This is a genomic window from uncultured Tenacibaculum sp. (assembly GCF_947495995.1).
Classification (GTDB): Bacteria; Bacteroidota; Bacteroidia; order Flavobacteriales; family Flavobacteriaceae; genus Polaribacter.
In genome coordinates, this window is the sequence record NZ_CANMAX010000008.1 from 65,991 (window position 1) to 79,426 (window position 13,436).

The following is a 13,436-nucleotide window of genomic DNA, read 5'->3' on the forward strand; positions in this document are numbered from 1 at the left end:
ATTATGTTTTTTAAATTGGTTTTTATAGTTTTTATGCACTTAAAAACTGAGTTCAAAGAAATAGATTAGTTCTAAAAGTCTATTAAAAAAATGATAGACAAAAAACGGACATTTAATACCGTATTTGAATTCATTTAATTGAATTGCAAAGGAATTTTACCATTTTAAAAAATGCAAATTTTAGTGGTCGCAAAAGGTCGCAAAACTAGAAAATCTCCAATTTTATTCGGATATTGCGGCTTATGAAGACATTTCGTTTTTTTTTAATCCCCGTATGTTTTTTTGTGCTGTCTTTTGCTTCGGCACAACAACTTCAACATAAAAAAGATTCTATTACTTTTCTTTTAAAAAACGCATCAAACGATTCTCTTTATGTTACGCATGCAATGGATTTAGGAATTCTAACAGACACTTCTAATCCAACATTAGCTCAGCAATATTTTAATAACTCTTTAGATAAATTAAATTCAAACTACACTTACGCCAATAAGGAAGAAATGATTGCTTTGGCTTACGATTGTTTGGGAATTATAGAACGAAGAAAAGGTAATTTTGATACCGCTTTAGAATACTACTTAAAAGCTTTAAAAGTAAAACAACAAAGTAAAGATCAAGCTAAAATTGGTCGATCTTATCATAATATAGCTATGCTATTTTCTGCCAAACGAGAATATGACAAGGCTATTTCTTATATGGAATTAGCACTTCCTTTAAGAACACACGACTCTATTGATTATGGAATTTCTTTACACAACTATGGAAATTTTTATTACAAGAAGAAAAACTATGATAAAGCTATAGAAGCTCTAGATAAAGCTCAATTGTACTTATTAAATGATAAGATTCGTACAGCTGATGTAAATACTGTTTATGCAAGAATATATCGAGCAAAAAAACAATATAACAAGGCTTTAAGTATTTTAAAAACAAATCTCGGAATATACACAAAGTCTGAAAAAATAGAACGTAAAGCAACCACATATAAAAGCATAGCAACTTGTTATAGAAGATTAAAAGAATATCGTAATGCTTTAATTTATTTAGACAGTTCTGAAATCCTTAGTCAACAATATGAAAACAAAAAAATAATCTCTCTGATTAATTTAGATCGATACAGAATTTATAAAGCTAAAAACGATTATAAAAAAGCTTTAGAAAAGTATCGTTTGTATAAAAAATATAACGACTCCGTATTTTCTTTAAAACAAATTGAAAAAATAGCTGCTTTGGAGCTAGCATATCAAGAGGATAAAAAACTTTCTGTAGATAAACTTAGTTTTGAAACCAATAAAAAGCTATTGCAAGCTGAAGCTAAAAATCAACGTATACAAAAACAATTGTATGCTGCTTTATTGATTCTAACTTTAATTAGTTTGAGTGTTTTGTTTTTATTTTTCAGACAACGCCGTAAAGTATATCAAAATCAACTTAAAGAGCAAGAATTAGAAACTGAACTTTTAAATGAAAAAGTAGTTTCCCTTCGCTACAAGATTGACCGATTATTAGCCGATCATAAAATGCGTTCTGATTTTAAAGAAGATTTATTGTTGAATGTAAAAAAACTACAATCTCAGAACAATTCAAAAGAACTTTTACAGCAATACCAATCGATGTTATCTCAAATTGAACATCAGGTAAGAACTGAAAAACGTTTAGATGAAATCTCTAAAGAACAACAACTTAAAAACGAAGGTTTTGAATTAAAACTTAGTAAACTGTATCCGCAACTCACAAAATCTGAACGTGAAATTTGTAATCTTATCTACCTGAATTTAAGCATTAAAGAGATTATGAATATTAGAAACGTGACATTATCTTCTGTAAAATCGGCTCGTTATCGAATTCGAAAAAAATTAGAAATCCCTAAAGAAATAGAACTAGAATATTTTATTCAAAATATTCATTAAACCCACATTTCACTTACTTTTCTTATAAATTTTATACAATTGAAACATTTACTTAGATGTATTATTTCACATTTTTTTAATATAAAATTTAGCTTTCAATTTTTGATACTAACAACTAATAGTATAATTTTGTTTAAGTTTTCTTATAAAATCATTAAACAACTTTAAACAATTCATTATAAACTGTTTTACTGATTATTTAAGATAATAATTATTCAAATTTTAACTAAAAAAGTTAAACATAATACATTCAAAAAAGCAGTAACAAACTATGAGAATTTATACAATTATCATATTGTTTTTAATTCCACTCTTAAGTTTTTCTCAAGATAAATTTACTATTAGTGGTACATTAAAAGACAAAGCTAACGGTGAAACCTTATTCGGAGCAACCGTGTTTTTAAAAGGTACAAGTAGAGGAACTATAACTAACGAATATGGTTTCTATTCACTTACCGCACCAAAAGGAAATTACACGTTAAGTGTTTCTTACATTGGATACAAACCTCTTGAAAAAGAAATTGAACTGACCAAAAACATAAAGTTTAATGCCGATTTAAGCGAAGACGCCAATATATTAGATGAAGTTGTGATTAGTGCAGAAGAAAGCAAAAAAGTAAATCTTCGTAGTCCACAAATGAGTGTCACTAAAATTAGCTCACAAACCATAAAACAGATTCCTGTTGTTTTGGGTGAAGTTGATGTAATTAAATCAATTCAATTATTACCTGGTGTAACTAATGCTGGTGAAGGAGCTTCTGGGTTTAATGTCCGTGGTGGAGCTGAAGATCAAAATTTAATTTTACTAGATGAGGCAATTATTTATAATGCTTCTCACCTATTCGGTTTCTTTTCTGTTTTTAATAACGATGCTATTAAAGATGTAAAATTATATAAAGGTGGAATTCCAGCTAAATTTGGTGGACGTGTTTCGTCGGTTTTAGATGTTCGTCAGAAAGACGGAAACAATAAAGAATTTAAACTTACTGGTGGAATCGGATTAATATCAAGTCGATTAACGGCCGAAGCTCCTTTATTTGGTGATAAAGGATCTTTCTTAGTTGCAGGTAGAGCTTCTTATGCTAATATTTTTCTTGCGCTAGCAAATAATGAAAATAGAGTTGGATTCTATGATTTAAACTTAAAAACAAACTACCAAATTAATGATAAAAACCGTTTATTTTTCTCGACTTACTTCGGAAATGATGATGTAACATTTGAAAACTCTTTCTTTAACTCTTATGGAAACTTATCAGCAAATTTAAGATGGAATCACATTTTTAGTGATAAGTTATTCTCTAACTTATCTGCTATTTACAGTCGATATAATTACGATTTACAACTAGAATTTGTTGGATTAGATTGGTTATCGCGTATCGATAATTACAATTTAAAATATGATATCGATTATTACTTAAATGATAAGCTAAAATTCGATTTTGGAGTTAGCGGAATATATTACAAGTTTAATCCAGGTGAAATTCGTAAACTTACTCCTGCTTCTTCTATTAATGAAGAGTTCTTAGATAAAAAGTTCGCTGTTGAAACTGGAATTTATGCAAGTTTAGAACACAAAATATCAAATAACCTAACTGCAATGTATGGTTTACGTTACAGTTATTTCAATAGATTTGGAAGTCAGGTTTTAAATACTTATGCTAACGATTTACCTGTAATTTATAATCCTACTTTAGGAATTTACGAACGTGCTAATCCTACAGGACAAATAACTTACGGAGATAAAGAAAGCATTGCTAGCTTCGGAAATTTTGAGCCAAGATTTGCTTTATCGTACCAATTAAATGAAAAGTCATCTATTAAAACCAGTTATAATAGAATGGCGCAATATTTACATTTAATTTCAAATACAACTTCTGCTACACCTTTAGATATTTGGGCTCCTAGTGGAGAGTTTTTAAAACCACAAATTGCCGATCAGTATGCTATTGGTTATTTCAGAAACTTTAAAAATAATACGTATTCTATTGAAACAGAAACCTATTATAAAACTGTAAAAAATCGTGTAGATTATATTAATGGTGCAGAATTAATTGCTCAAAACACTATTGAAAGAGAAATCTTAAACGGTGATGCTAGAGCTTACGGACTAGAATTTTTATTACGTAAAAACAAAGGAGATTTAACAGGTTGGATTGCATATACACTTTCTAAATCTGAACAAAGAACATTAGGCGGACGTGCAGGTGGACCTGGTTTAAATAACGGAGATTGGTACAACACGCCTTTTGATAGAACTCACGATTTATCTGTAACTGGAAATTATAAAGTAAGCGATAACTGGACTTTCAATGCGAATTTTGTTTTCCAAACTGGTCGTCCAGTTACTTATCCAAACGGACAATTTCAATATAATGGATTATCTATTCCTACATATTCTACAAGAAATGCAGATCGATTACCTGCATACAATCGTTTAGATATTTCTGCTACTTTAAAGCCTAGAAATAATAAAAATAGAAAATGGCAAGCAGAATGGGTTTTTGGTATTTATAACTTGTATTCACAAAGAAATGCTGCATCAATTAGTTTTGGTGTAAATAATCAATCTGGTTTAAATGAAGCTGAAAGAACTTCTATCTTCGGAATTACGCCTTCAGTAACTTATAACTTTAAATTTTAAAACAATGAAAAAATTAACTTATATCCTGTTTATAGCAATCAGTACTATTTTTTCATCTTGTACTGATGTTGTTGATGTTGATGTTCCTAACGGTGGACCACGTTTAGTTGTTGAAGCTTCTATTAACTGGGAAAAAGGAACAACGGGTAACGAACAAACTATTAAATTAAGTACTTCTACTGCGTTTTTTGATAGCAATCCTAATGTTCCTGTAATTGGAGCAACAGTAACTGTTACAAAAGAAAATGATGGTGCTCAGTTTATTTTTGATGATCAAAATAATGGAGAATATACTACCACTAATTTTGATCCTGAAATTGGTACTGTTTATAATTTAGTTATTGTTTACAACGGAGAAACTTATACAGCTTCGGAAACATTAATTGGTTTTACTGAAATTAATAGTGTTACTCAAGAAGATGGTTTTAGTGAAGATGAATATAGAGTTCGTGTACTTTTTGATGATCCTGCAAATGAAGTAAATTACTATTTAGGTGAATTTATTCAAGAAAACTTAGCTGTGCCTTCATTAGCTTCTGTTCGAGATGAGTTTGTAAACGGTAACGAAGCTTTTGTTTTACATTTTGACGAGAAAAATGTTCCAGGAACAGAAATTGATATTAAAGTATTTGGAATTTCTGAAGAGTTCTATTTTTATATTGAACAGCTAATTCAGCAATCTGGAACTCAAGGTGGCGGTGGACCATTTCAAACTACTCCTGCACAATTAAGAGGGAATTGTGTGAATGCAAACGATCCTAATGAAGAAGTTTTAGGTTTTTTCCGTTTAAGTCAGTTTGAAAGAACGAATTATACGGTTCAATAATGGATAAGAAGAAGCTTAAACAGTTTTATTCTTTATAAAAAACAAAAAAATCCCACATTATCTGTGGGATTTTTTATTTGCAAAATGTTATATCTAAACAATTAATCAATAATTATTTTCTTATTTACTTCTTTTCCATCTACTCCTACTCTAACAATATAAACTCCAGTTCCCATAGTATTCGGAGTAATAGTTATAGTATTATTTCCTTGAACAGTTTCACTATGAACTTCACTTCCTAAAATTGAAAATAACTGAACTTTTACTGCTTCTTTAGTAGTTATACCTGCAATTGTAATTTCTTGTTTTCCTGATTTAAAAATATTGATAACTTCATTATTTACTAATTCATCATCAACAGTTAAAACTCTTTCAGCTGTATGAATATAAAAACGACCAATTCCGTTTAATTTTTCAGTTGTTTTAAATGTGTATTCAGCACCATTATGTAACGCAGTAAAATCTCCTGTTACTTTATCTTCTAAATACACACCAGAACTTGTTGGCAAGTTAGTTGCATTGGCAGAAATTTTTATAGTTTGATTTGCTTCGGAAGTAATTCCTACAGGAATTATTGCAGTTGATATTTCTGATTCTGGTAAAGATTGAATTGTAAAATCATTTTCTTTATCATCTTCTAACAAACGAGTAAACACATCAAAATTAGCGCTAGCAAAGTTTCCTAAATCATATCCTGGATCTAAACCTTTAGATGTAGAATTTGAAAATCTAATTTTAGTGTCTACTTGAACATTGTTTTGAGTTGCTAAAACTGTAATTACAGGAGTTTCTGTTCCTCTTGAAAAAACCTGTACTTCAGAAGCATCATGTAAACGTTGACTTTCTTTAAAAGTAATTGATGTTTCTCCTGTTTTAACTCTCATAAAAAATCCTTGTCCGACTGTTAAAGAAGTAGCGGCATCGATTAATCCTTTTGCTACATATTTATTTTGAGAATTATCCCAAACATAAACTCCAACATTCACAGGATCGAACTTACTTAAGTTCTCTTGAATAAAGTTTACATCAGTATTATTGTTAACTGGTAAATATGCTGTATATGGATTTCCAACAGCGTTCCATTGATCTGCATTTACACTAATAGTTTCATCTGAAGTACTTACTGTACCTGAGAAACTTACTGCTCCATCTGTTCCTCTAGAAACGATATAACTTTGTCCTTTTTGAAATGTAATTGCATTTGTTGTCAAATCATCAGCTGTATAATATACCCATTTAGAGCCGGCAGCTCTAGTATCATCGTAATACGCAACAGCGTAACGATTTGGAGTTACCGTAAGATTTACTCGAATATCGTTATTTACATTTTCTACAAATTCTTTGACGCTTTGTCCAGAAACCGGAGCTGTGATTAAACTCCATTTATTGGCTTGTAATCCTGTACGCTCAAAAGTTACTGATCCAGAAGCTGTTCCTTTTACAATAAAAGTTCCACTTGTTGTGGCAGACGATGCTATTGCGACAGCTCCACTATTGTCGAAATTCCCATTGATTGTAATTCCTCCATCAGCATTTATATCTAAAGTAGCTGCACTCTCAACAGTTACATTATTTGCTTCAATTACAGTAGCTGTAATTGCTGGACTGTTTGCTACATTTGGTATTCTAACATTACTTGTAACTAATGGTGTAATATCTGTACTCCAGTTAGTAGATTCACTCCAAACAGAACCTGTACTCCCATCCCAAACCTCTTCTGGTCTAGTATGTAAATAAAACCTACCTATTCCGCTTTCATTACTGGTTAATTGCACTGTGTACGTAGATACTCCATCTAATATTGTAAAAATATTTAATGTTCTATCTTCAATAACTACCTGTAATCCTGCTGGTAAATTTGAATTGCTCGCAGAAAACTCAACTTCCTTTCCTGAATTTGCTTGTAATCCAACAGGAATAACCATAGTTTCATAATTTGAATCCGGTAGTGTTTGAAAAGTAAAATCAGCAGTAGATGAACCGTCAACTAAATGTGTATATACATCAAAACTTGCTCCTCCAAAATTACCGACATCGAAGCCAGGATCTAGACCTAAAGTTCCTGTATTACGGTATCCAATAGTTGTGATTACTGTTGTTCCATCTGAACTAGCTGATAATTCAATCGTAGGAACACTACTACTTGATCTCGATTGTTGAAATCCTTGTGTTATTATTGTATTTGAGTTTTCTATTATCTTTCCTACTGGTTGACCGACTGTGAAATCCATCTGAAAAGTTCCATTAGATGATGAACCGCCTGAAGAAGCTACTACAAATCTTTCTAGAGACTGAGCATTAATTGACACCGTAATTAAAGTAAAAATTGAGAATAATTTTTGTTTCATGCTTTTCTTTTAATGAGTTATAAAAATACTAATATGTTACTTAATCTATACTAAATGTTATTCCGTCCAGAGAAACCCAATTCTGATTTACACTAAATCCACTTGCAACAACCACTGTTCCTGATGGATTAACATCGACTCTCATTGCTCCATTTTCTGTTTGAAGAGAGAAAATTCTTGTTTTAACAGGTCTGTAACCAACAGGTAAAGTCATAATAATGTCTCCATTAGTTATCGCTACATTTTTTCTTACCAAACCTTCTAAGGTTACTGTATTATTTATTAGTCTATATCGAACATCTTGGAAGTTGGTTACTCCAAATGCTGCATTATAGTTCCCCCAACCGTTAGCAGTATTTAGAGTTCCCATTATGTAACTTCCAATTGTATTTGTATTATTTTTCCAAGACACATTTCCACTACCATCGGTACTTAAAATTTGATTTGCAGTACCATCTTGCGCAGGTAATGTATAAGAAGCTCCTGAACCCTGATTATCTCCATCAATTGTTAAAGAACCATTTAAAGTTGTATTTCCATTTTTAAGTACAACTAGAGCATCACTTTTTTGTAAAGATGAAGTTCCATTTCCTATTACAAACAAACGATCTGTAGCAACAAAGCGACTCGAATTACCAGTAATTGCGGTATTATTCATTCCTAATGAAACCTGGCTATAACTATCTGAAACTGCTCTATTACCAATTGCAACACTTGAAATTGCTGATGCTTGATTAGATTCTCCAATAGCTACAGCATCTTGTTCAGTAGCTTTACTTCCATCACCCATTGCTACAGAAGAATCCCCGGAAGCAATACTATTATAACCTGCTGCAAAAGCTGCATAATTTGTTGCTTCATTTCCTTCTCCTAAAGCCATAGATGAAGATCCTGAAGAAACATTACTTTCTCCGACAGCAAAAGATGCATTTTCTGATGCTAAATTTCCTCTTCCTAATGCAATTGAATATTGTCCTAAATTTGCTTCATCCCAATCACTATTAAATACTCTACCTGCTCTAAAAGCTCCTTTACTTTTATCGAAAAAGAATCTAAAATCATCAACCAAAGTAGATGTATCATTATCTAACTGCGTACTACCAAATACAAAATCATCTGTAGTTACATCTCCAGAAGCATTACTAGTTAAATTATTTGTAGTTGAAAAGGAAGTTGCTCCACTATTTCCATTTATCCAAGATACATTTCCACTACCATCGGTACTTAAAATTTGATTTGCAGTACCATCTTGTGCTGGTAATGTATATGAAGTTCCAGTTCCTTGGTTATCTCCATCAATTGTTAATTTTCCATTTAAAGTAGTATTACCGTTTTTTAGCATTACTAAAGCATCACTTCTTTGTAATGATTAAGTTCCATTTCCTATTACAAACAAACGGTCTGTAGCAACATAGGTGTTTTTATTTCCATCCACAACCTTACTGTTAAGTCCAACCGTAGTTTGTGCATAACTTCCTGCATGCGTTACAAAACCAATTGCTACCGCAGCTAATCCAGCAGACATATTTTCAAAACCAACAGCTACTGAACCGAAACCATTCAATCTATTTCCAAAACCAAATGCATAACTTGTATTTGCTGTAATTTCATTTCCTTTTCCTATGGCAATTGACTCTCCTGCAGCAGAAGTCAATAAATTTGAATCACCAATAGCAATGGTGTTTGTTCCTGCAGCAGTAGAATTTCCTAATGATATAGACCCATTACCTACATTAGCATCATTCCATTGATCCCCCAATTCATTATCTTCTGGATCTTGAGGATCTAAATCAACCAATCTTCCTACTCTACTTAAACTTGACCTCTATTTATTTTAACTTTTATATTATGATTTTCTCATAAACAAAGTAGACATTCGTCTACTCTTTTTAACCTTTTAACTTTTTTTTTCATTTTGATTCAGTGATTTATATATCTTTCTATTTTTCAATCAAAAATTATTCTTTACAATTAAATTTTATTTGTATTAATATTGCAATTGGAAAAGAGTTTAAAGATGAAAATGAAAAGGATGTTTTAATTTTAAGCATATCAAATGATCAAACAAGTTTTATTATCAATCTTCTTTTTAGTTTTTACCATTCAAATTTTCTCTCAAGATTCCGTAGAAGAATTATCAGAGAAATTACAAAACACTACAGACAAAAAGGCTCAGCTTGAAATTTTAAATGATATTACCAAAAAGACGATTCGTGAAGGATCTGATAGAAAAGTAAAATTTTTAAAGCAATATCTTGCTTTAGCTAAAGAGCTTAAAGAATATGATAAATTAGGTAACAAATCTCGTTTTTTAATAGAACACTTTACTAGTATTTCTCAACTAGATTCTACAAAATACTATGTAGATCAAATGTTAGAATATTTACCACTTTACAAAGATCCAACTACAGAAGCACATATATTACTAAAAAGAGCGAGTTATTTCTATAATACAGACCAGTATAAAAAAGCAATAGCAGATTATAAGCGTTCTGGTGATATTTTTATTAAAGAAAATAAAGGCTTAATTAATGCTGCAGATGCTCGTTTGTTTGCTGCACAAGTTTATAATGATTCAGATGATTTTTTAAATGCTGTTACTTATTACGAAAGCGCATACAAGTTATATGATGAATTAAAAGACAACTTTTATAAAAACTTTACATTATCAGAATTAGCTGGTATTTACTCTCAAAACGGTTTTCTTGAAAAAGCTATTGCTGAGCGTAAACGAGTTTTAGCTAATGCAAAAGAAAATAAAGATTACCAATCTTTATATTATGCCTATGGAAATTTAGCAAAAATCAGTCAAAAAGCTAAAAATTATGCTGACGTAAAAAAATACATAGATTCAACAACAATTTATTCTGATAGTATAACAAACAAACAGCAGAAGGTATTATCTCAATTATTCTTAGCTAATTTAAAAGTAGACTATAATTTAGATTTAGATAATATTACTCTAGCTGAAAAATATCTTGAAGAAGCCAAAGGTTGGGTTAAAAAAACAAGTGCTCCTGATTTCTTTCAAAGAATGAATTATGAGTATCAAGGGAAAGTATATGTTCGAAAAAAAGATTATGCTAAGGCAGAAAATGCATTTAAAAAAGTTCTAGCACTTAAAGGACAAAATGGACAAGAAGAAAATGTAAAAAAGGCAGAAAAAGAAATTGCCAAAGTATACGGAGCTACGGGTCAGTACAAAAAAGCTTTTGAGCATTTAAACACCTATTTAGAATTAGAAGAAGCAGATAATAAATTAATTAAAGACAACACCTTTTTATACTATCAATCTAAGTTTGAAACGGAGCGTAAAGATCAGGAAATCTTTAAAAAGAAAACAGAAATTGAACTATTAGAAAAAGATAAAGAAATTGAAAAACAAAAAGCAAGATTAACTTTAGCAGTTTTACTAATTGCTCTTTTAATTGCATTTATGATTTTTTATGTTTTCTGGAAAAGAGCTAAACGTAAAAGAAAAGCTTTATCAAAAGAAATTGTTGAATTAAATTCAGAAGTTACTACTAAAAAAGAAGAAGTAAATGAATTATTAACTGAAACCATAATTCACCTTCGATCTAAAGAAAAACTTGCCGAAAATTTATCAAAGCTTTCTCATGAAGAAGAAGGTGTTTCTTTAAAAAGTATTATTGCAGATTTAAAAGCAGACAAACTTGAAGATTCTAAAATTGTATTTCTAAAACAAAATATTGAGTCTTTGAATTATGAATTTTTGAAGAACTTGAAAAACATACACCCTAATCTTACTAAAACAGATATTGAAGTGTGTTCGTTTATTAAAATTGGGCTTTCTCGAAAAGAAATCTCTAACTTAAGAAAAACGAGTTTAGATGCTATAAAATCTACTAGATTCAGATTAAAAAAGAAATTGAATCTTGGTGCTGATCAATCACTAGATGAATACATAAAATCCATTTAAAGTAAATGCAAAAACTCATTATAATATTTTTCTTTATGTTTTTGAGTTCCTTTTCACAAGAAAAGGATTCTGTTGTAATAGATTTTGAAAATAAAATTAATAATGCTCCTAATGATTCTTTAAAAGTGCAACATCTTTTAGATTTAGGAACATATCAAAAAAGTAGAAATACAGATAAACTTCCAACATATCATCAACAGATTAGAGAAATTCTTAAGAAAGACAGTTATAATAACATAAAACACCACAAAACATTACTGATTCAATCTGGAGTATATAAACGAAGGTCTTTAGATTATTCTGGAGCATTAAAAGATTATTTGGCTGCTCAAAAAATTATTATTGAAACAAATGATTCCATATATCTAGGTGTAAATTATGGAAACATTGCTATGTTGTACAAGTTTAAAAATGAATGTGATAAAGCAATTATTAACTTTAAAAAGGCTATTAAAACAAATACTAATAATAAAAACCACAGATTATTAGGCCTTAATTATAGTAATATTGCGAAATGTTATGCAGAAATCAATCAGATAGATTCTGCTTTTTATGCTTTTGATAAAGGAATTTATCATTCAAAATTATCTGGAGCTCATGATGTTCTACAAGGTGTATATGGTAATAAATCAAGTTTATTATTAGATCAAAAAAGATATAAAGAAGCACTTCCTTTACAACTCAATTTTTTAAAATATACTAAAAGTGTTAACAAGCATTTATCTGCAACAATTACGAGTAAAAAAATTGCTGAAACATATTTTCAATTAAATGATAACGATAAAGCTTTGTTATATGCAAATGAAGCAATAAAGTTAGGTACAAAAATAAATATGATGAACCGTATTTATGATGTATACAAGATAAGAGGAGAAGTATATAAATCAGCGGGTAAATTTGATTTAGCCTTTAATGATTTAACAACATATAATAAAATTCAAAAGGAAATTAACGGTATAAATAATGCGAAAAAATTTAAAGAAATTGAAATGACGCATTCTTTTGAAAAAGTACGAATAACAGATAGCATAGTTAATGCAGAAGAAAGAAGAAGGATAGAATTACAATTAGAAAAAGAAGAAATTCAAAAACAATTGTATTTAGCTAGTTTAATAATTATATCTATCGTTGGTTTACTCACTTTATATTTAGGATATCTGTTGTATTTAAAAATAAAAAAGAAAAATAAGATTAAACAAGATCAATTATTTAATGAAATTAATGATTTAAATACAGAGGTTACTAGCAAAAAACAAGAAGTAAATGAATTATTGACTGAAACCATAATTCATCTCAGATCTAAAGAAAAGCTTGCTGAAAATTTATCTAAACTTTCTCATGAAGAAGAAGGTGTTACTCTTAAAAGTATAATAGCCGATTTAAAAGCCGATAAAATAGAAGATTCTAAAATTGTAGTTCTAAAACAAAATATCGAAACTTTGAATTATGATTTTTTGAAAAACTTAAAAAATCTACATCCTAACCTTACAAAAACAGATATTGAGGTTTGTTCTTTTATTAAAATAGGACTTTCTCGAAAAGAAATTTCCAACTTAAGAAAAACGAGTCTTGACGCTATAAAATCAACTCGATTTAGATTAAAAAAGAAATTAAACTTAACAGCCAAAGATTCTCTTGATGATTATATCAAATCACTTTAAATCTTAAAAAACCTTCTTTTTCCAACATTTTAAGCCCCATCTAAGGTTGCAAAAAAACAACGCTACAACCCTTATAAAATAGGAGAAATCATTTTTTGCACCCTTATTTGCAC

At 29.8% G+C, this 13,436-nt stretch carries 8 protein-coding genes; 5 read left to right on the plus strand and 3 right to left on the minus strand.

Features of this window, described 5'->3' with window-relative positions; all coding sequences use genetic code 11:
- Nucleotides 1-242 precede the first annotated feature (242 nt).
- The 3 genes from Q1A15_RS17370 (at nucleotide 243) to Q1A15_RS17380 (ending at nucleotide 5,374) form a co-directional block, all read left to right on the plus strand.
- The gene (locus Q1A15_RS17370) at nucleotides 243-1,907 is read left to right on the plus strand and encodes a tetratricopeptide repeat protein (RefSeq protein ID WP_299627058.1); all 1,665 of its coding nucleotides are present in this window, start codon (nucleotides 243-245) and stop codon (nucleotides 1,905-1,907) included.
- A 271-nt stretch (nucleotides 1,908-2,178) separates the two neighbouring features.
- Nucleotides 2,179-4,548 carry a TonB-dependent receptor gene (locus tag Q1A15_RS17375; protein WP_299627060.1) on the plus strand — a complete coding sequence of 790 codons (2,370 nt, stop codon included), beginning with the start codon at nucleotides 2,179-2,181 and terminating at the stop codon, nucleotides 4,546-4,548.
- Between the two features lie 4 nt (nucleotides 4,549-4,552).
- The gene (locus Q1A15_RS17380) at nucleotides 4,553-5,374 is read left to right on the plus strand and encodes a DUF4249 domain-containing protein (protein ID WP_299627062.1); all 822 of its coding nucleotides are present in this window, start codon (nucleotides 4,553-4,555) and stop codon (nucleotides 5,372-5,374) included.
- 101 nt (nucleotides 5,375-5,475) lie between these two features.
- Here Q1A15_RS17380 and Q1A15_RS17385 read toward each other — a convergent pair whose 3' ends face one another.
- The 3 genes from Q1A15_RS17385 to Q1A15_RS17395 are packed head-to-tail and all read right to left on the minus strand — an operon-like array spanning nucleotide 5,476 to nucleotide 9,520.
- Nucleotides 5,476-7,722: a T9SS type A sorting domain-containing protein gene (locus tag Q1A15_RS17385; protein WP_299627064.1), complete on the minus strand. Its 2,247-nt coding sequence runs from the start codon at nucleotides 7,720-7,722 to the stop codon at nucleotides 5,476-5,478.
- Nucleotides 7,723-7,762: 40 nt separating this feature from the next.
- Nucleotides 7,763-9,064 carry a hypothetical protein gene (locus tag Q1A15_RS17390; protein ID WP_299627066.1) on the minus strand — a complete coding sequence of 434 codons (1,302 nt, stop codon included), beginning with the start codon at nucleotides 9,062-9,064 and terminating at the stop codon, nucleotides 7,763-7,765.
- 27 nt (nucleotides 9,065-9,091) lie between these two features.
- Entirely contained in the window at nucleotides 9,092-9,520 is a 429-nt protein-coding gene (locus tag Q1A15_RS17395) for a hypothetical protein (protein WP_299627068.1), read from the minus strand.
- A 258-nt stretch (nucleotides 9,521-9,778) separates the two neighbouring features.
- Between Q1A15_RS17395 and Q1A15_RS17400 the strand changes: the two genes are divergently transcribed.
- Both Q1A15_RS17400 and Q1A15_RS17405 read left to right on the plus strand, forming a co-directional pair.
- Complete coding sequence (locus Q1A15_RS17400) at nucleotides 9,779-11,662, plus strand: hypothetical protein (protein WP_299627070.1); 1,884 nt, start codon at nucleotides 9,779-9,781, stop codon at nucleotides 11,660-11,662.
- Nucleotides 11,663-11,697: 35 nt separating this feature from the next.
- Nucleotides 11,698-13,323, plus strand: coding sequence for a tetratricopeptide repeat protein (locus Q1A15_RS17405; protein WP_299627072.1), 1,626 nt, complete (start codon nucleotides 11,698-11,700; stop codon nucleotides 13,321-13,323).
- The last annotated feature ends 113 nt before the right edge of the window (nucleotides 13,324-13,436 follow it).

Bases quoted from the DNA above. Each gene is read 5' to 3' on its own strand.
- Q1A15_RS17380 (WP_299627062.1), top strand. From the start codon at position 4,553: ATGAAAAAATTAACTTATATCCTGTTTATAGCAATCAGTACTATTTTT.
- Q1A15_RS17390 (WP_299627066.1), bottom strand. From the start codon at position 9,064: ATGCTAAAAAACGGTAATACTACTTTAAATGGAAAATTAACAATTGAT.
- Q1A15_RS17370 (WP_299627058.1), top strand. From the start codon at position 243: ATGAAGACATTTCGTTTTTTTTTAATCCCCGTATGTTTTTTTGTGCTG.
- Q1A15_RS17375 (WP_299627060.1), top strand. From the start codon at position 2,179: ATGAGAATTTATACAATTATCATATTGTTTTTAATTCCACTCTTAAGT.
- Q1A15_RS17400 (WP_299627070.1), top strand. From the start codon at position 9,779: ATGATCAAACAAGTTTTATTATCAATCTTCTTTTTAGTTTTTACCATT.
- Q1A15_RS17385 (WP_299627064.1), bottom strand. From the start codon at position 7,722: ATGAAACAAAAATTATTCTCAATTTTTACTTTAATTACGGTGTCAATT.
- Q1A15_RS17405 (WP_299627072.1), top strand. From the start codon at position 11,698: ATGTTTTTGAGTTCCTTTTCACAAGAAAAGGATTCTGTTGTAATAGAT.